The organism is Microbacterium sp. C7(2022), assembly GCF_028823665.1.
Taxonomy (GTDB): domain Bacteria; phylum Actinomycetota; class Actinomycetes; order Actinomycetales; family Microbacteriaceae; genus Microbacterium.
Genome location: NZ_JAPEHV010000002.1, coordinates 108,863 through 127,804, shown reverse-complemented (window position 1 = coordinate 127,804; position 18,942 = coordinate 108,863). Strand labels below are relative to the sequence as shown.

Genomic DNA, 18,942 nt, shown 5'->3' with positions numbered 1-18,942 from the left:
TCAGTGCTCTTTCGGGGTGTACTTGTGACCACCGACGCCGTACCCAGCTTTCGCCATGATCCAGCCGACGAGGAGACCGACGAACAGCAGTCCGAGTGACGCCCACACGAGCACGGGCATGTCGAACCAGTAGAACAGGGTGCCGAGGGCCACCGCGATCAGCATGATCACGACGGCCGTCCATGCTGCCGGTGAGTGTCCGTGACCGGGGTCGCCGATGGGGTTGCTCATTGAAGTCCTCCGAGATTGCGCGGGCTTGGTCAGTCTAGCGGTCACGCAGTGGGATCCTCGCCACGGGAGAGGTCGTCCCATGAGTCGATGGCATCCCGCGGTGCGCCGGCGGGCGGCGTCGCCTTCGGGTTTCCGGGTGCAGCATCCGATGTCGACGACGTGGCCGGCGGGTGCGGGGTGTGGACACCGGAAGCGGCCGTGGCGGGCTCGGTCTGATACCGGCGTCCCGATGATCCCCACCGGCGGGCTGTCCACAGCGCGAAGAGTCCGCTCGCGGCCAGCACGATGCTCGTGACAAGCGTGATGACGGGCCAGGCGGTCGTCTGGACGCCGGCGACGAGCGCGCGCACGGACTGTTCGCCGGCGATACCCGTCGCTTCGGTCACCGTCGCAGCGATCGCCGAGATGGGTATCGCCAGCACAACGACGGCCGTAACCCAGACCAGCGCAATGGCGATGAGCACGGTCATGGCGGCGAACACGTGGCGTAGCACCATTCCCATGATCGACAGGGCGAGTCCCGACGCGAGCACCGCGAGACTCAACGGAGCCAGCACGGGAACGGCCGTCGCGCCGGCGACAGCGAGGTCGCTGCTGCCGCCGTCCACCAGCGCGACATGCAGCCACGTTTGAGTCGATGAGATGACCCCGAGCGCGCCACAGAGCACGATGAGCGAGACGCTGAGAGTCCGCGCCCGCCGGATCATGTGTCTCCGTGTTCGGCTGGCTGGGGCAGGACGACCGGGTGCAGGTCAACGGTGTCGAAGCACGTGCGCGTGCCCGTGTGGCAGGCGGCGCCCACTTGCTCGACCGTGATCAGCAGCGTGTCGCCGTCGCAGTCGAGGCGCGCCCCACGAACTAGTTGGATGTGACCAGATGTGTCGCCCTTACGCCAGTACTCGCCGCGCGATCGCGACCAGAATGTCACTCGACCGCTCGTGAGTGTGCGCCGCAGCGCTTCGGCATCCATCCAGCCCATCATGAGCACTTCGCGGCTGTCCCATTGCTGAATGACCGCGGCGACGAGGCCGTCGGAGTTGAAGGCTACTCGAGCGATGCGGTCGTCGATCTCGGTGGTCATGCCGACACCTCGCGGACCGAGACGCCGGCGGTGGCCATGTGGCGCTTGACCTGTCCGATGGTGAGGTAGCCCGAGTGGAAGACGGACGCGGCGAGCACAGCATCGGCTCCGGCGGAGATCGCCGGAGCAAAGTGGTCGAGCTCGCCAGCCCCGCCCGAAGCGATCACGGGAACCGTGGAGAGTTCGCGCATAAGCGCGATGAGTTCGAGGTCGAATCCGGTCTTCGTGCCGTCGGCATCGATGGAGTTCACCAGCAACTCCCCTGCTCCTCGCTCGATGGCCTCGCGCGCCCATTCGAGAGCATCCAGAGTGGTCTGAGTGCGCCCCCCGTGCGTGGTCACGACGAACCCCGAGGGCGCGGCCGCTGATCGCATGACATCGAGCGAGAGCACAAGCACTTGGGCGCCGAAGCGATCAGCGATGTCATCGATCAACGCTGGTCGAGCAATCGCCGCGGAATTGACGCCGATCTTGTCAGCGCCCACCGCGAGCAGGCGGGCGACATCGTCCGCAGAACGCACCCCGCCGCCCACCGTCAACGGGATGAATACCTGCTCCGCGGTTCGGCGCACCACGTCGTAGGTAGTGGCACGTTCATCGACGGTGGCGGTGACGTCAAGAAAAGTGATCTCGTCCGCGCCCTGCGCGAAGTACGCCTGCGCGAGTTCGACAGGGTCGCCCACGTCGCGCAGGTTCTGAAAGTTGACCCCCTTCACCACGCGGCCTGCGGCGACGTCGAGACAGGGGATCACGCGGCACAGTAGCGTCACGTCAGAGCCTCGCGTTGTGGATCGCCGTGACGAGAATCGCGCGAGCACCCAAAGCGTAGAGATCGTCCATCACTTTGTTCACGGATGCTCGGGCGACCATCACTCGCACCGCGACCCACTCCGGGTCGCGCAGCGGAGAGATGGTGGGCGACTCGACGCCGCCGGCGATTGCGGCAGCGCGGTCCACCAGTGCGACAGGAAGGTCGTAGTCGACCATGACGTATCGGCGGGCAACCATGACTCCGCGGAGCCTGCGCAGCAGCGTGTCAGTGCCTTCGGCGTCGGTGGGGCCGGAGATCAGGACGGCTTCAGACGTGAGGATCTCGGGACCGAATACCTCGAGCCCTGCCTGGCGCAGCGTCGTTCCCGTTTCCACGACGTCGGCGACGGCATCCGCTACCCCAAGACGCACCGCCGATTCAACGGCCCCGTCCAGTGGCACGAGATCCACGGCCACGCCGTGCGAATCGAGGAAGGAATCCACAAGCCCCGGATACGAGGTGGCGATGCGTACTCCGTCAAGATCGGTCAGCCCGCTGAACGTTCCGGGTGGCGCGGCGAAGCGAAACGTCGAACGCGCGAAGCCGAGGGCTTCGATTTCGCGAGCGCCGGGCATGCGCGCGTCGCGGAGCAGATCGCGGCCGGTGATTCCGACGTCCAACGCACCGGATCCGACATAGGTTGCGATGTCCTTGGGGCGCAGGTAGAAAAACTCGACTTCGTTGGCCGGGTCGATGATGTGGAGGTCTTTCGAGTCGCGGCGACCGGTGTACCCGGCCTCGGCGAGCATGTCGGCCGCAGTCTCGGCGAGCGAGCCCTTGTTCGGCACGGCGATTCGCAACATGGCAACGTGTCTTTCGTCAGGAGAGAAGAGGGGCGAGGGCACGCTCAGAGATGTCGGTAGACGTCTTCGAGTGACAGACCCTTCGCGAGCATCAGCACCTGCAGGTGGTAGAGCAACTGGGAGATCTCTTCTGCCGCAGCGTCGTCGGATTCGTACTCTGCCGCCATCCAGACTTCGGCTGCTTCTTCGACAATCTTCTTGCCGATCGCGTGTACGCCCGCATCCAGCTGTGCGACGGTTCCAGACCCTTCGGGGCGCTCGGCGGCTTTCGCGGCGAGCTCGGCGTACAGCGTGTCGAACGTCTTCACCATGCCAGGGTATCGAACCCGGGACGGCGTTCGGACCCTGTGACGTCCTGCCGACCTCGTGATGCCGTTGCTACGGGCACGTTCTCAGTGCGCGTGGGTGTGCTTCCGGGCCTGGTTGCGCAGCGCGGCGATCGCCGCATCGGGATCTGAGGAGCCGAAGACTGCAGAGCCAGCGACGAACGTGTCCGCTCCCGCCGCAGCGGCCTGTCCGATGGTGGACTCACTGATTCCGCCGTCGACCTGCAGCCACACCTGACTGCCACGCCGGCGGGCTTCCGTGGAGAGCAGGCTCAACTTCGGCATCGTTTCGGGCATGAACGACTGACCGCCGAATCCTGGTTCGACCGTCATGACCAGAATCTGATCGAATTCGTCGAGCACGTCGAGCAGATTCGCCACGTCGGTCGCGGGCTTCACGGCCACACCCGCGCGCGCGCCGATGGCGCGCAGTCGACGGGCTAGAGCGACGGGCTCTGTTGCGGCTTCCAGGTGGAAAGTGACGGATGCCGCTCCCAACTCCGCATAGTCGGGAGCCCAGCGCTCGGGGTCGTCGATCATGAGGTGCACGTCCAGCGGGACGGGACTCGTCGCCTGGATGCGCTCAACCATCTGCGTACCGAACGTAAGGTTCGGAACGAAGTGATTGTCCATGACATCCACGTGGACGAAGTCCGCGGACTCGATGCGCTCGAGCTCCGACTGCATGTTGACGAAGTCGGCTGCGAGGATGCTCGGATTGATGCGGGGCGCGTCGTGCGGGGGCATTCGTCCATTATGGCCAGCCCACCCCGCGCCATGCGTACTCGTCCGTCAGACGCGCTGCAGGAGAGAGATCGACATCGCGTCCGTGTTGTGTCTGTGCGGCCACAGCTGCGCCCGTCCCGACCCGTCGGCTGGCGGCGCAAGGTCGGGCTCTCCCACGGCAAGCGCGGTGAGAACTTCTCGTGCGTTGAGTTCGTGCACGGCATCACCCCACTCTCGGGTGACTTCGGCCACCACGCCCGCCGTTTCTGCAAGGTGCGGCGAGCACGTCACGTACGCGACGATGCCCCCTGGGGCCAACGCCGACACCGCACCGCTGAGAAGTTGAGTCTGCAACGCCGTGAGATCGGGGACATCGGCGGGAGACTTCCGCCAACGTGCCTCGGGGCGCCGCCGCAGGGCGCCCAAGCCCGTGCATGGTGCATCGACCAGAATGCGGTCGTAGGTGTTCTGAGCCGACGCGGTGCGCTCACGGCCATCCTGCTCTGTCACCTCTACGCTCAGCGGCACCCCCGCCAGTGCATCGCGCACCAGACCTGCGCGGGCCGGCGAGACCTCATTCGCTTCGAGCACCGCACCGTGAGCGAGGGCTTCAGCAGCGAGCATCGCGGTCTTTCCTCCGGGACCGGCGCACAGGTCCAGCCAACGCTCACCTTCGCGCACCTCACGTGCCCGGCTGAGCGCCAACGCAGCCAGTTGCGAGCCTTCGTCCTGCACCCGGATCCGTCCCTCGCTCGCTCGGATCTCGGCGTCGGGGTCGCCGCCCTCCGAGCGGAAACCGTAGGGAGAAAACGGCGTCTGCCGCGCACCGGCGGGAACGGATGCCAGCCCGGGCAGTGCCGTCATGGTGACGCGCGGAGCGACGTTGTCGGCGGCGAGAAGTGCTTCCAACTCATCGGCTCGGCCCTCGGCGGCCAGAGCCCGTCGAAAGGCCCGCACCACCCACACCGGATGCGATGTGCGAAGGCCGATGCGCTCGTCATCGGATCGCGCGCTGTCCTCGATCCGGGTCATCCACTCCCCTGGTGTGTCGCGCGATATGCGGCGGAGGACCGCGTTGGCAAAACCTGCCGCCCCACGACCGCCTGCCGCTCGCGCGAGTTCGACCGACTCGTTCACGGCCGCGTGCGAGGCGACACGTGTCGCTTGAAGCTGGTGAACCCCGAGGCGCAGTGCGTCTAGCACTCCCGGGTCGATGTCCTGTGTTCCGCGATCCGAGGCGAGCGCTATGACCGCATCGTACGTGCCACGCCGGCGAAGGGTGCCGTACGTCAGTTCTGTGGCCAGTGCGGCGTCTGCGGGCGACAACCCCGCGCGGACGATCGATTTCGGCAGCAGGAGATTTGCGTACGCGTCGGACTCTTCCACGGCGCGAAGGGTGTCGTAGGCGACGCGGCGCGCCGGGCTGACGGAGCTCACGAGCCGAGCACCGGTGACACAGCGCGGAGACCGCGGAACCAGTCTGTCGCGTTCATGGCTCCCTTTCCGGCGGGTTGGACGCGCGAGAGGACGAGCGGGTCGGATCCCGTACCCACGAGCAGCTTCTTGTGATGCAGCTCCATCGCTCCCGGGGTGAGCGCGGGCGTATCTGCCTCCGAACGTGTGATCTCGAGGATCTTCACGCGCGCTCCTTCGATGGTCGTGTGCGCGCCGGGCTCGGGGGTGACTCCGCGAAACCGGTTGTGAACGGTCGTCGCATCCTGGTGCCAGTCGAGCCGCCCGTCGGCATCCTCGAGCTTCGATGCGTACGTGACCTCACCCTGCTGCGGCCGGCCGACCGCGCGTTCCTGCTCGATGTCGTCGACGACACGGGCCAAGAGTTGCGCACCGGCATCGGCGAGCTCGGTAAGCAGATCACCGGAAGTGGCGGCCCCGTCTACCTCCACCGTGATCTCGTCATACACGTCGCCGGCATCCAGCCCCGCGACGAGCGCGAACACGCTCGCCCCCGTCACCCGATCGCCCGCAATCAGCGCATGCTGTACCGGTGCGGCACCACGCCACCGGGGCAGGAGGGAGAAGTGGAGGTTGATCCACCCGTGTGTCGGAGCACTCAGCAGTGGCTCGCGGACCAGTCCGCCGTACGCCACGATCACCCCCAGTTCGGGCTCTAACGCCATGATTTCGTCGCTGGCGGCGGCATCCAGCCGATCCGTGCGGTGGATGCTCAATCCGAGGGATTCAGCCGCGCTCGCGACGGGCGACGGGGTCAGCACTCGCTTACGCCCGAGGGGTGCGTCCCGCCGGGTCACGACGGACGCGATGTCATGACCGCGGGCGGCAAGTGCGTGCAACGACGGCACCGCGGCGTGCGGTGTCCCGGCGAAAACGAGGCGCATGGGGCTCCTCACAGATCCAGATCGGGCAGATCCACCCGAACTTTGAGTGTATTGGTCGGACGCGCGGCGCGCCCCTTGACGGGTTTGCGTGCCTTCATCGCTCGCTCGATCACGCTCGCGCGCAGGGAGGAGGTCACCGCCGAGCCGAGTGCGTACTCGAACCGGACGAGCGCGCGTACTCCCCCACCGGCGGGTACCGGTCCGAGCACGGCGTCGGTGCCCAGACGAGGAACGGCTTCACGGAGGGCCATCAGGGCGGCGTCCACGTCCTTGCGGTCGCCCTCGAGCGCGGCCACTCGAACCACGGGCGGCATTCGAAGGGGGGCGCGGTCGGCCAGTTCCGCTCGCGCGTACGTGGGCTGAGTCCAGGTGGCAAGGGCACGTGCGACCGTCCCAGTGACGCCGACGAGATGGACAGGGGCGCCCGGTGCGGCAAGCGCCGCCGCATTCGACCACCAGCGCAGGCACGCCTCGCCGATGCGCAGATCTTCGGCGAGCAACATCTTGTCTCCGTCCAGAAGGATCACCGCGCCATAGCCGCCGGCTGCGATCGGCTCTGCCCCGCGGGTCGCGACAACGAGCGCCGGCACCGCGTCGACGTGCGTGACCAGGTGATCGCCATCGGAGACGATGACGCGCGTACCGGCGAACGCGCGACCGAGTTCGTCTGCGGTGCGCTCACTGCCCGATGACGCCATCCTGAAGCTCGTGGCGCTGCACTCAGGGCATGCCCACGCCCGCGCGCCTCGTCCACACCACGTGCAGGTGGGCGCAGCGCCCGCACGCGCGGCGTGAAGCGGCCCGGCGCAATCCGCACAGCGGGCGGGGCTTCGGCACTCCGCGCACACGAGCACGGGAGCGTAGCCCGGCCGAGCCACTTGCACGAGCACGGGACGATCGGCGAGAGCCTCTCGAGCTGCGGCGAAGGCGGCCGAAGGCACTCGTGCGCCACGGGACTCCCCCTCGCGCGTCGCGCTGAGGATCACACGCGGCGAAACCTTGCGCACCGCGGGCGTCTCGATGACCCAGCCGAGTGACACCAGCCGTTCGACATCGGTCGTCCGCGTGTGCCCGGAGAACACCAGGGCGCACCCGTCGATCTCTTGCCGCACCAGGGCGGCATCACGGGCATGAATGCCAGGGCTGAGCGGCTCTTGGAGCAGGCTGTCACCGTCGTCCCACACTGCCAACAAGCCCGGGTTGGACACCGGTGCGTACACTGCGCTGCGGTTGCCAATCACGATGCAGGGCGCGTCCGCCAGCGCTCGTAGGTACGCACCGTAACGCGCGGGGGAAGACTGCGACGCATCGTGCCGGACGACGGAAAACTGAGGTGCGCGTTCGCGCAATACGGCCTCGACTTGCATCCGATCGCGATGATCAGGCACCACGATCACTGCACTGCAGCCGCGGGCCAGCGTGTCGATGGCACACGCCGCCAGCGTCACCGCCCACTCACCGACGTACGCACCATCCGCCAACTGCTGCAGCCCGGGCGGCGCATCAAGGGCGATCCGACGGAACGCGCGCAGCGCCTCGTCGAGCTGTCGAAAGCTCGACACTACGTCAGCTGCCCACGCTCGTGCGCCATCATCGATGACGGGCCGCTCAGGAGGTGGAGAAGCGAGCCACGCCCGCTCGGCACGCACCATCCGCTTCGGTATGGCCAGACGCAGAACGTCGCTGGCAGAGCCCGCGGCGCGGTCTGCGACGCGGCGTGCGAGCTGATAGAGGGACGTCGGGAGTACGCGCACATCCGACACGATGCTGTCCACTTCAGACAGCGGCCGGTCGCCGTCATCGGTCTGGGCGTACTCGACCAGATAGCCCTCCACCATGCGTCCCATCGACCGCAGGGGCACCGTGACCCGCACACCGGGCACGGCCTGATCGGCTAGCTCCGGCGGAATCTCGTAATCGAACAGTCGATCGAGCTGCGGAAGCGGAGAGTCGATCAGCACGCGCGCGACGAGCCGCGCGCTCACGTCACAGTCCGGCGGCGGATCGCAGGGCGTCGACGCGATCCGTGCGCTCCCACGTGAACTCGGGAAGCTCGCGACCGAAGTGGCCGTAGGCCGCGGTCTTCGCATAGATAGGCCGCAAGAGATCGAGTTCGTCGATGATGGCCTGGGGGCGCAGATCGAACACGTCGAGGATCGCCCGGGTGATGACATCGTCGCTGACGTGCGCGGTGCCGAACGATTCGACGTACAGCCCCACGGGCGCTGCCCGACCGATGGCGTAGGCCACCTGCACTTCCAGACGATCGGCTAGTCCGGCCGCAACGGCATTCTTTGCGACCCAGCGCATGGCGTACGCCGCCGAGCGGTCGACCTTCGACGGATCTTTGCCGCTGAAGGCCCCGCCACCATGCCGTGCCGCGCCGCCGTAGGTGTCGATGATGATCTTGCGGCCGGTCAAGCCCGCATCCCCCTTGGGCCCGCCAATCACAAACGGGCCCGCCGGGTTGATGACGTACTTCACGTTCGACGTGTCCAGGCCGGTGGAGGCGAGGACCGGGTCGATCACCTCAACTTGCACGGCGGCACGGAGCGCAGCGATCGAGATGTCGGGGTGGTGCTGGGTGGACAATACGACGGTCTCGACGGTGCGGGGAATCGCGCCGTCGTAGCCGAGCGTGACCTGTGTCTTACCGTCGGGTCGCAGGAAGGGCAACGCACCACTGCGGCGTGCCTCAGTCAGCCGCTCCGCAATCCGGTGAGCGATCCAGATCGCCATCGGCATCAGCTGCGGCGTCTCGTTCGTGGCGTACCCGAACATGATCCCTTGGTCACCCGCACCGAGTGCGTCGATGGGGTCCGCCGAGCCACCCTCGCGGTGCTCGAGCGCGTTGTCTACACCCGATGCAATGTCGCTTGACTGCTCTCCGATCGATACGGTCACACCGCACGAGGCGCCGTCGAACCCCGTCTCGCTCGACGTATAGCCGATTCCGTTCACCACGCCGCGCACAATGCCGGGGATGTCGACGTAGCCGTCGGTGCGCACCTCTCCCGCCACATGCACGAGGCCCGTCGTCACGAGAGTCTCCACTGCGACTCTGCTCGAAGAATCGGCAGCCAGCAGCGCATCGAGGATCGAGTCCGAGATCTGATCGCAGATCTTGTCGGGATGCCCCTCGGTGACGGACTCGGAGGTGAACAGGCGCAGTTCGGTCATCGAAACTCCAGATCGGTGGCGGCGAAAACCAGTATGCCCTCGAGATCGGACATTGCCGATCTCGAGGGCATCACAGCGTAACGACTACTCGACGGGGCGCAGACGCAGCTTGTCCTCGTGGATCTCGTGCATCGCGATCGTCAGCGGCTTGTCCTCGACGGTGGAGTCAACGAGCGGCCCCACATTGTCGAAGAGGTTTCCCTCGTGCAGGTCGGAGTAGTAGTCGTTGATCTGACGCGCGCGCTTGGCCGCGAAGATCACCAGCTGGTACTTGGAATCGACCTTCTGCAGAAGGCTGTCGATGGGGGGCTCGATGATGCCCTGGTTCGTTCCGGCCATGGCGAAACCTCCTGGATCGAATGGTGGAAAAAGGCAGGATGCTTCTGAGGAAGCATCCGTTCATCCTACCCGAGTCTGTGGCGGGCGCAGATGCGGCGCGCTCAGTCGGCGAGCGATGCCACCTCGGATGCGGCGCGTGCCACGTCGTCATTCACGACGAGATAGTCGAACTCTGCCTGCGAGGCCAGTTCCCGCTTGGCGGTCTTCAGCCGCCGCGCACGCTCCTCATCGCTCTCCGTGCCGCGACCGACAAGCCGCTGGACGAGCTCGTCCCAGCTGGGCGGCAGGAGAAACACCAGCGATGCGTCCGGAGCGGCGGCGCGTACCTGTCGCGCCCCCTGCAGGTCGATCTCGAGCAACACTGTGCGACCCGCACTCAGGGCGTCATCGATCGGCCCACGCGGGGTGCCGTAGCGGTACGCATTGTGAACGGTCGCGTGTTCGAGAAGTTCACCCGCGGCGACCCTACGGTCGAACTCCGCATCGTCGACGAAGAAATAGTGTTCGCCGTCTACTTCGCCGGGTCGCGGCTGACGGGTCGTGGCAGAAACAGACAGCAAGATCTCGGGGTGCCTATCCTTGATCTCTGCTGCGACTGTTCCCTTTCCGACGGCGGTTGGCCCCGCGAGGACGACAAGGCGGCTGCGCTTCGCGCGTGGCGTGGGTTCGGGGAGGCGTGCATCGAGGAACTCGGTAAGCACGGCGCGCTGGCGCGAGCCGAGTCCGCCGAGTCTCTTCACGGAAGAGATCTCAAGGTCGTGGAGGATGCGGTCGCGTTTGCCTTCACCGATCGCAGGGATTGCCGTCAGGAACTCCGTGACACGCATGGCGCCCGCGGGTGATTCCGGGTGGGCGAGCGCGCGGCGCAAGAGTTCTTGGGGGCTGATGACGCGCATGGCGACGTCCTTCTTGAGGGCGGCGCGTTCGCGGCGTGCAGCCACCGCGCGGCGGGATGCTGCGGCGCGGTCGACGTCGGGTGGTGTGCGGGAGTCAGGCACTTCGGGTCTCCTGGAGGATCACGCGCCTTTCGTCGATCGCACGGACAAGTCCCCCCGGGCCCGCAGCGAGGATTCCCCGGCTTTCGCTCACGAGCACTGACTTCGCAAGCGGGCCGAACCGGGACTCCACTTCCGTCAATCCGGCCCCCTGGTGGCCGAACCCCGGCGAGAGGATCGGTGCAATCGGCTCGATCGTTTCGGGTAGATCGAACGCGTTGACCTCGACGGTAGCACCGATCACGAAGCCAATACTCGACCACGTCGAAACTGCGGTGTGTCCGGCAGCGAAGTCTGAGACTTCGCTGATAATCCCAGATGCAACGGTAAGTCCATCATCGCGACGCGCACGCTGCAGGGTGCCTGCTTCGGGATTACTCGTGGCCGCGAGGACGAACAGCCCCTTGCCCACTTCCATGGCGAAACGCATGGTGGAATCCAGCGCCCCCACACCCAAGTAGGGGTTGACAGTCAGCGCGTCCGCCTCCAACGGCGAGCCCTGCGAGAGCCATGCCCGTGCGTACGCATCCATCGTGCTGCCGATGTCGCCCCGCTTGGCGTCGGCGATGGTGAGCAAGCCGGCCGCGCGAGCCGAACTCAGGACCTCTTCCAGTGCCGCAATGCCCGCCGAACCGTATCGTTCGAAAAAAGACACTTGCGGCTTGATCACCGCAACCCGATCGACGCACGCCTCGATCACGCGCAGGCCGAATTCCCTCGCACCGTGCGCCGTGGCATCCAGCCCCCACTCACGCAACAAGTGCTCGTGTGGGTCGACCCCGACACAGAGCGGTCCACGAGCAGCGACCGCGGCCTGCAGGCGTGCGCCGAACGTACTCACGCGCGCGCTGCCCGTTCTGCGGCGTACTCCTGCAGGCTGCGCACATCAAAGCCTTCGCCCATGGCGTCCATCGCGCTCACCGCAGCGCCGAGCACCGCCATCGTGGTGAACAGCGCCTTGTCAGCAGTCACCGCGGCGGCTCGGATCTCGTAGCCATCGGCGCGCGCGCTTCCTCCACTCGGAGTGTTCACAACGATGTCGATCTCACCCGCGTTGATGAGGTCGACAATGTTGCGCTCGCCCGACGCCTGCGTCTCGCTGAACTTGTTCACGACGTCGACTCGGATGCCGTTGCGGCGCAAAATCTCGGCGGTGCCCTCGGTCGCCACGAGCGAGAAGCCGAGCTGCTGCAGGCGGTGCGCCGGAAGAATGACGCCGCGCTTGTCGCTATCGGCAACCGAGATGAACACCGTGCCCGACAGCGGCATACCACCGTATGCAGCCGACTGGCTTTTCGCGAAGGCCGTCGGGAAGTCGCGGTCGATGCCCATGACCTCACCCGTGGAGCGCATTTCGGGGCCGAGCACCGAATCGACGGTCTGACCGTCCTTGGTGCGGAAGCGCTTGAAGGGCAGCACGGCCTCCTTCACCGCGACCGGTGCGTCCAGCGACACGCGCGAGCCGTCGACCTCGGGCAGGAGGCCCTCAGCACGAAGGGTGGCGATGCTGTCGCCCGCCATCACTCGGCTCGCAGCCTTAGCGAGCGGGATGCCGAGTGCCTTGGACACGAACGGGACGGTGCGGCTTGCACGCGGGTTCGCTTCGATGACGTAAAGAACCCCGGCCGAGATCGCGAACTGCACGTTGAGTAGACCGCGCACACCAATACCGGCGGCGATCGCATGCGTTGCTTCGCGTACCCGGTCGATGTCGGTGCGGCCGAGGCTGACCGGCGGCAGTGTGCACGACGAGTCTCCCGAATGGATACCCGCCTCTTCGAGGTGCTCCATGACGCCGCCGATGTAGAGCTCGTCCCCGTCGAACAGCGCGTCGACATCGATTTCGATCGCATCGTCGAGGAAGCGGTCGACCAACAGCGGCAGACCGGGACCGATGATCGCTTGGTCTGCGATGCGGACGAAGTAGTCACGGAGCGACTCAGTGGAGTAGACGATCTCCATTCCGCGACCGCCGAGCACGAAGCTCGGGCGAACCAAGACCGGGTAGCCGATCTCCTCAGCCACGGCGACAGCACCTTCGACATCGATGGCTGTGCCGTTGCGTGGCGCGACAAGCCCGGCGTTGTCGAGCAGCCGGGAGAACAGCTCCCGCTCTTCCGCCAAATCGATCGCGGCGGGGCTGGTTCCGAGGATCGTGTAGCCGGCCTCCTCGATGCCCTTTGCGAGCCCCAGCGGCGTCTGCCCGCCCAATTGGCACACCACGCCGAGAATGGTTCCCGACTGCGCTTCGGCGTGCAGCACCTCGAGCACGTCCTCGAGCGTCAGCGGCTCGAAGTACAGACGGTCGCTGGTGTCGTAGTCGGTCGACACGGTCTCAGGGTTGCAGTTGACCATGATGGTCTCGAATCCGGCATCCGACAGCGCGAACGACGCGTGCACGCACGAGTAGTCGAACTCGACGCCCTGACCGATGCGGTTCGGGCCCGAGCCGATGATGACGACCTTCGTGCGCTCCGAAGGCGTGACTTCGGTCTCTGCGTCGTAGCTGGAGTAGTGGTACGGGGTGAGTGCCGGGAACTCCCCCGCGCAGGTGTCCACCGTCTTGTAGACCGGGCGTACGTTGAGGTCGTAGCGCAGGGCGCGCACGTCCGCCTCGTCGACGCCGCGCAGTTGCGCGATCTGCGCATCGCTGAATCCGTGCTCCTTGGCCACGCGCAGCGTGTCGATGCCCAGCTCAGCGGCATCCCGAACGAACTCCGCCACCTCATTGATCAGGGCGATCTGGTCGAGGAACCAGGGATCGATCTTGGTCGCCTCAAACGCCTGCTCGATCGTGGCGCCCTTGCGCATGGCCTGCTGGAGCACGACGATGCGACCATCCGTGGGAACGGTGGCGATCTCGAGAAGTTCGTCCACCGAGCGCGATTCGTCGCCCCAGTGGAAGCTTGACCCGCGCTTCTCGAGCGACCGCAGAGCCTTCTGCAGTGCCGTCGCGTAGTTGCGACCGATCGCCATCGCCTCGCCGACCGATTTCATCGTCGTGGTCAGCGTGGTGTCCGCGGCGGGGAACTTCTCGAAGTTGAAACGCGGAACCTTCACGACCACGTAGTCGAGCGTCGGCTCGAAGCTTGCCGGGGTGACCTTGGTGATGTCGTTGGGGATCTCGTCGAGGCGGTATCCGATCGCGAGCTTGGCCGCGATCTTCGCGATCGGGAAGCCGGTGGCCTTGGAGGCGAGCGCGGACGAGCGCGACACGCGCGGGTTCATTTCGATCACGATGATGCGACCTGACGCGGGGTCCACAGCGAACTGGATGTTGCAGCCACCGGTGTCGACGCCCACGGCCCGGATGATGTCGATGCCGATGTCGCGAAGCCTCTGGTACTCACGGTCGGTGAGAGTGAGCGCCGGGGCGACGGTGATCGAGTCACCGGTGTGCACGCCGACGGGATCGACGTTCTCGATCGAGCAGACCACGACGGTGTTGTCGGCGGTGTCTCGCATGAGTTCGAGCTCGTACTCCTTCCACCCGAGGATGGACTCCTCCAGGAGCACCTCTGTGGTGGGCGAGTCGCGCAGACCGGCACCCGCGATGCGCCGCAGGTCGGTTTCGTCGTACGCGAAACCCGAACCCAACCCGCCCATGGTGAACGACGGGCGGACGACGAGCGGGTAGCCGAGCTCGTCCGCGGCGGCGAGAACCTCGTCCATGGTGTGCGCGATGCGCGACGCGGCGACATCCGCCCCGGCGTCGAGAACGAGCTGCTTGAAGATCTGGCGGTCTTCACCCTTGTTGATCGCTTCAAAGTTGGCGCCGATCAGTTCGACGTCATACTTCTCGAGGATTCCGTGGTGGTGCAGGTCAATCGCGGCGTTGAGTGCCGTCTGTCCGCCCAGGGTGGGCAGGATCGCATCCGGCTTCTCTTTCGCGATGATCGTCTCGATCACCTGCCAGTTGATCGGCTCGATGTAGGTGGCATCGGCGAAGTCCGGGTCGGTCATGATCGTGGCGGGGTTCGAGTTCACGAGGATCACTCGCACGCCCTCCTCGCGGAGGACGCGGCATGCCTGGGTGCCGGAGTAGTCGAATTCGCAGGCCTGACCGATCACGATGGGGCCGGAGCCGATGACGAGAACGGAGTTGATGTCGGAGCGCTTGGGCATTACTTCTCCCCTGCCGTTGCGGCGGTGGTGGCGACGACAAGGTCGCGGAAGCGATCGAAGAGGTAGTTGGCGTCGTGCGGACCTGCCGCAGCCTCGGGGTGATATTGGACCGAGAACGCCGGGATGTCCAATGCCCGCAGACCTTCGACCACGTTGTCATTGAGACCGATGTGGCTGACCTCGACGCGGCCGTATCCGTTCGGGCTGTCGACCTCGCCCTCAAGCGGTGCGTCGACAGCGAAGCCGTGGTTGTGTGCGGTGATCTCCACCCGACCGGTCGCCTTGTCGAGCACCGGCTGGTTGATGCCGCGGTGGCCGAACGGCAGCTTGTAGGTGCCGAATCCAAGTGCTCGGCCCAGCAACTGGTTTCCGAAGCAGATCCCGAAGAACGGCAGCTTGTCGTCGAGCACACCACGGAGCATCTCGACATGAGCATCGGATGCCGCAGGGTCGCCGGGCCCGTTTGAGTAGAACACCGCAACCGGGTCGATGGCGCGGATGTCGTCGATAGTGCTCGTCTGCGGAAGCACGTGCACGTCGAAGCCGCGAGCGGCAAGGTTGTCGATCGTGGCCTGCTTGACCCCGAGGTCGAGCACCGCGAGGTTACCGATGCGGTCGGTCGTGGCGCGGGTGACTTCGGTGGCAGCGACCGAGACTGCCGCCGAGAGATTCTGCCCCGCCATGTTGGGGGCACTTTTCACGCGTTCGAGCTGGTCGTCGTCGCTCAGCGTGGCGTCATCGCCGGAGAAGATCGCTCCGCGCATGCTGCCAGCCGCGCGGATGTGGCGCGTGACGGCGCGGGTGTCGATGCCGCTGATCCCGACGATGCCGTCACGTGCCAGCGAGTCGTCGAGAGACTCGTCGGCCCGCCAGTTCGACACGACGCGTGAGGGGTCTCGCACGATGTAACCGGCGACCCAGATGCGACGGGATTCGGGATCCTCACCGTTCATTCCGGTGTTGCCGATGTGAGGGGCCGTTTGCAGGACGATCTGGCCCGCGTACGAAGGGTCGGTGAGCGTCTCCTGATAGCCGGTCATACCGGTCGAGAACACGACTTCACCCAGCGTGGTGCCGCGGGCACCGTACGCGCGTCCGGCGTAACGGGTGCCGTCTTCGAGAACGAGGACGGCTTTCTCTGTCGTGAATAGCGAGGTCATGCGTCGGATCCGATCTGGGACGGGGTGAGGATGCTGCCGATGGACACCGCGAGCGCGCGAGCGGAGGCATCCTGCGGACGAAGGTAGGTGTCGACGACGGTGCCGCCGTCGGTACGCCATGACAGGCGCACCAGTCCGTCGCGCTCGACAACGCGGTCGATCGCGACGGTGGCCTGTGCCACATCGACGATGCGCCCGGTGTCGAAAAACACGCGCGGTGCTCCGGTGAGGTCCAGGGCCAGACCGGCATCGGTGATCGTCACATCCCCGCGGGAGCGGAATGCGAGGCCCGAGATGGCAAGGCGTTCGAGTGGCGCGGCATGCTGTGTCGTCGCGACGTACAGCGCGCGATACGTCGCGATCGTCGCGGCGCTGTCCGGCGCTTCCGCGACGGGCGCGGCGATGCCGGAATCCCGTCGTGTGCGACGAATCCACGCCCACGCGAGCACGGCAATGAGGGCAACCGCAACCGCGGCGATGACGAGGAGCGCGGCTTCGCGGGTCATGACAGCGCTCCCGGGGTGTCGAGCAACGCTCCGTCTGCGACGGTCGGCGTTCCGCGGTACAGCGTCCACTTCACCTCTCCGGGCAACGGACGGCCCAGGTACGGCGAGTTGACGCTGCGTCCGCGTAGGTCCGCGGTCGTGAATTCGCGTGCGGGTGAAGGGTCGTAGAAGGTGAGGGATGCCGCGTGCCCAGGTGTCAGCGGCTCGCCGTGCCCGGAGAGGCGACCGATGCGCGCTGGCTCTCGGGACATGATTCGCGCGACGTCACCCCATGTGATCATGCCGGTGTCGACCATCGCCTGCTGCACCACGCGCAATGCGCTTTCGAGGCCCACCATGCCGTGGGCGGCAGCCTGCCACTCGCACGCCTTGGATTCGATCGGGTGCGGCGCGTGGTCGGTGGCGACGATATCGATCGTGCCGTCGGCGAGACCCTCACGAACAGCGAGAACGTCCTCCTCGCGACGCAACGGCGGATTCACCTTGTAGCGGGCGTCGTAGCCGCGCGCGAGCTCGTCCGTCAGTAGAAGGTGGTGCGGCGTGACCTCGGCGGTCACGTTGACCCCACGCTTCTTGGCCCAGCGAATGATGTCGACCGAACCGGCCGTCGACAGGTGGCACACGTGCAGACGCGAGCCGACGTGCTCGGCAAGCAGCACATCGCGCGCGATGATCGACTCCTCGGCCACCGCCGGCCACCCCGCAAGCCCCAGTTCGGCAGAGACGGTGCCTTCGTTCAACTGGGCGCCCTCGGTCAGCCGTGGGTCCTGAGCGTGCTGCGCGATGACGCCATCGAACGCCTTGACGTACTCGAGTGCGCGGCGCATGATCAGCGGATCCCACACGCAGAAACCATCGTCGCTGAAGACGCGCACGCGGGCGCGGGAGTCGGCCATGGCACCGAGCTCGGCCAGGCGCTCCCCCTTCTGGCCGACAGTAACGGCGCCGATGGGCTGCACCGTGACGAATCCCGCCGCTTCGCCGAGCGCCAACTCCTGCTCGACAACGCCAGCGGTGTCGGCCACCGGTGAGGTGTTGGGCATCGCGAATACGGCCGCGTACCCTCCGGCGGCAGCCGCGCGTGACCCGGTGAGAATGGTCTCCGAGGCCTCGAAACCCGGCTCACGCAGGTGAGTGTGCAGGTCGACGAGACCGGGAAGCGCCACGAGCCCCTCGGCGTCGACGACCGTTGCGCCCGAGCGGCTCAGCCCCGTTCCGACCTCGGTGATGAGTCCATCTTCGATCAGAATGTCGGCCGCGTTAACTCCTTCGAGAGTCGCCCCACGGAAAAGGAAAGTGTCACTCATCGGGCGTTCTCCTCAGTATTGCTGTGTGGCGATGTCGGGTTTGCGTCGGCATCCCGCTCTGCACCTGCCAGAAGCAGGTAGAGCGCGGCCATGCGCACCGACACGCCGTTCGATACCTGCTCCAGCACAGTGGAGCGTCCGGAATCGGCCGCCGCGGCAGAGATCTCCAGCCCCCGGTTCATGGGCCCCGGGTGCATGACGATGCTATCGCCCTTCAGCGCAGCCAAGCGGTCGTTCGAAAGCCCCCATCGGCGCGAATACTCCCGTTCAGTGGGGAAATATGCGGCATTCATGCGTTCGAGCTGAATCCGCAGCATCATGATCGCATCGGGCGCGGCACCGATCGCTTCATCGAGGTCGTAGACGACATCCGCGGGCCAGGCGGATACGTCCTGCGGCACCAGGGTAGGCGGTGCGACCAATGTCACGTGGGCGCCGAGCGTGTTCAGCAGCCACACGTTCGAGCGCGCCACACGCGAGTGCAGGACGTCACCGACGATGGTGACGCGCATGCCTGCAAGGTCGCGGCCACGGCTGTCGGCACCCCACCTGCGCTTGCGCATCGTGAATGCATCGAGGAGCGCCTGGGTCGGATGCTCGTGGGTGCCATCGCCCGCGTTCACCACCCCTGCCGTGATCCACCCACTCGAAGCGAGCGTACGAGGCGCGCCGGAGGCTCCGTGACGGATGACGACGGCATCCGCACCCATCGCTTGAAGCGTCTGAGCAGTGTCCTGCAAAGACTCGCCCTTCGAGACGCTCGAGCCCTTCGCCGAGAAGTTGATGACATCCGCGCTCAAGCGCTTTGCGGCGGCTTCGAATGAGATTCGTGTACGCGTGGAATCTTCGAAGAAGAGGTTGACGATGGTCTTGCCGCGCAGCGTCGGAAGCTTCTTGACTTCACGTTGCTGGGTCGAGGCCATGTCCTCGGCGATGTCGAGAATGCGTAGAGCGTCGTCGCGGCTCAGACTCTGCGTGTCGAGCAGGTGGCGCAT

The 18,942-nt window shown here is 66.2% G+C and carries 19 protein-coding genes; all 19 read right to left on the bottom strand.

The features are described from left to right. The 19 genes from ON062_RS02700 to ON062_RS02610 all read right to left on the bottom strand — a co-directional run bounded on the left by ON062_RS02700 (position 1) and on the right by ON062_RS02610 (position 18,942). Entirely contained in the window at positions 1-231 is a 231-nt protein-coding gene (locus tag ON062_RS02700; RefSeq protein WP_274645590.1) for a DUF6704 family protein, read from the bottom strand. Between the two features lie 41 nt (positions 232-272). Next, on the bottom strand, positions 273-938 hold the full coding sequence (locus ON062_RS02695) for a Trp biosynthesis-associated membrane protein (protein WP_274645589.1): 666 nt from the start codon (positions 936-938) through the stop codon (positions 273-275). Beyond that, entirely contained in the window at positions 935-1,312 is a 378-nt protein-coding gene (gene hisI, locus ON062_RS02690) for a phosphoribosyl-AMP cyclohydrolase (RefSeq protein ID WP_274645588.1), read from the bottom strand. The genes ON062_RS02695 and hisI overlap by 4 nt, the downstream gene beginning before the upstream one ends. Next, the gene (hisF, locus tag ON062_RS02685; protein WP_274645587.1) at positions 1,309-2,082 is read right to left on the bottom strand and encodes an imidazole glycerol phosphate synthase subunit HisF; all 774 of its coding nucleotides are present in this window, start codon (positions 2,080-2,082) and stop codon (positions 1,309-1,311) included. The genes hisI and hisF overlap by 4 nt, the downstream gene beginning before the upstream one ends. A 1-nt stretch (position 2,083) precedes the next feature. Beyond that, a complete protein-coding gene (hisG, locus tag ON062_RS02680) occupies positions 2,084-2,926 on the bottom strand; it encodes an ATP phosphoribosyltransferase (RefSeq protein WP_274645586.1) in 843 nt (280 codons plus the stop codon). A 44-nt stretch (positions 2,927-2,970) separates the two neighbouring features. Next, positions 2,971-3,234 (bottom strand): phosphoribosyl-ATP diphosphatase, encoded by a 264-nt coding sequence (locus ON062_RS02675; RefSeq protein ID WP_055965860.1) that lies wholly within the window; start codon positions 3,232-3,234, stop codon positions 2,971-2,973. Between the two features lie 84 nt (positions 3,235-3,318). Beyond that, on the bottom strand, positions 3,319-3,999 hold the full coding sequence (gene rpe, locus ON062_RS02670) for a ribulose-phosphate 3-epimerase (protein ID WP_274645585.1): 681 nt from the start codon (positions 3,997-3,999) through the stop codon (positions 3,319-3,321). Between the two features lie 45 nt (positions 4,000-4,044). Next, positions 4,045-5,415 (bottom strand): RsmB/NOP family class I SAM-dependent RNA methyltransferase, encoded by a 1,371-nt coding sequence (locus ON062_RS02665; RefSeq protein WP_274645584.1) that lies wholly within the window; start codon positions 5,413-5,415, stop codon positions 4,045-4,047. Next, positions 5,412-6,335 carry a methionyl-tRNA formyltransferase gene (gene fmt / locus ON062_RS02660; RefSeq protein WP_274645583.1) on the bottom strand — a complete coding sequence of 308 codons (924 nt, stop codon included), beginning with the start codon at positions 6,333-6,335 and terminating at the stop codon, positions 5,412-5,414. Before fmt ends, ON062_RS02665 begins: the two co-directional genes overlap by 4 nt. Before the next feature lie 8 nt (positions 6,336-6,343). After that, positions 6,344-8,320, bottom strand: coding sequence for a primosomal protein N' (locus ON062_RS02655; protein WP_274645582.1), 1,977 nt, complete (start codon positions 8,318-8,320; stop codon positions 6,344-6,346). 1 nt (position 8,321) lies between these two features. Beyond that, a complete protein-coding gene (gene metK / locus ON062_RS02650; protein ID WP_274645581.1) occupies positions 8,322-9,515 on the bottom strand; it encodes a methionine adenosyltransferase in 1,194 nt (397 codons plus the stop codon). 84 nt (positions 9,516-9,599) lie between these two features. Further along, positions 9,600-9,854, bottom strand: coding sequence for a DNA-directed RNA polymerase subunit omega (gene rpoZ, locus ON062_RS02645; protein WP_274645580.1), 255 nt, complete (start codon positions 9,852-9,854; stop codon positions 9,600-9,602). Between the two features lie 101 nt (positions 9,855-9,955). Beyond that, positions 9,956-10,852 (bottom strand): guanylate kinase, encoded by an 897-nt coding sequence (gmk, locus tag ON062_RS02640; protein WP_274645579.1) that lies wholly within the window; start codon positions 10,850-10,852, stop codon positions 9,956-9,958. After that, entirely contained in the window at positions 10,845-11,690 is an 846-nt protein-coding gene (gene pyrF / locus ON062_RS02635) for an orotidine-5'-phosphate decarboxylase (protein ID WP_274645578.1), read from the bottom strand. Before pyrF ends, gmk begins: the two co-directional genes overlap by 8 nt. Then, positions 11,687-14,974, bottom strand: a complete 3,288-nt coding sequence (gene carB, locus ON062_RS02630; RefSeq protein WP_274645577.1) for a carbamoyl-phosphate synthase large subunit — start codon at positions 14,972-14,974, stop codon at positions 11,687-11,689. The genes pyrF and carB overlap by 4 nt, the downstream gene beginning before the upstream one ends. Further along, complete coding sequence (gene carA, locus ON062_RS02625; RefSeq protein ID WP_274645576.1) at positions 14,974-16,134, bottom strand: glutamine-hydrolyzing carbamoyl-phosphate synthase small subunit; 1,161 nt, start codon at positions 16,132-16,134, stop codon at positions 14,974-14,976. The genes carB and carA overlap by 1 nt, the downstream gene beginning before the upstream one ends. Then, positions 16,131-16,640, bottom strand: coding sequence for a hypothetical protein (locus ON062_RS02620; RefSeq protein WP_274645575.1), 510 nt, complete (start codon positions 16,638-16,640; stop codon positions 16,131-16,133). The genes carA and ON062_RS02620 overlap by 4 nt, the downstream gene beginning before the upstream one ends. After that, positions 16,637-17,947 carry a dihydroorotase gene (locus tag ON062_RS02615; RefSeq protein ID WP_274645574.1) on the bottom strand — a complete coding sequence of 437 codons (1,311 nt, stop codon included), beginning with the start codon at positions 17,945-17,947 and terminating at the stop codon, positions 16,637-16,639. The genes ON062_RS02620 and ON062_RS02615 overlap by 4 nt, the downstream gene beginning before the upstream one ends. Beyond that, on the bottom strand, positions 17,944-18,942 hold the full coding sequence (locus tag ON062_RS02610; RefSeq protein WP_274645573.1) for an aspartate carbamoyltransferase catalytic subunit: 999 nt from the start codon (positions 18,940-18,942) through the stop codon (positions 17,944-17,946). The genes ON062_RS02615 and ON062_RS02610 overlap by 4 nt, the downstream gene beginning before the upstream one ends.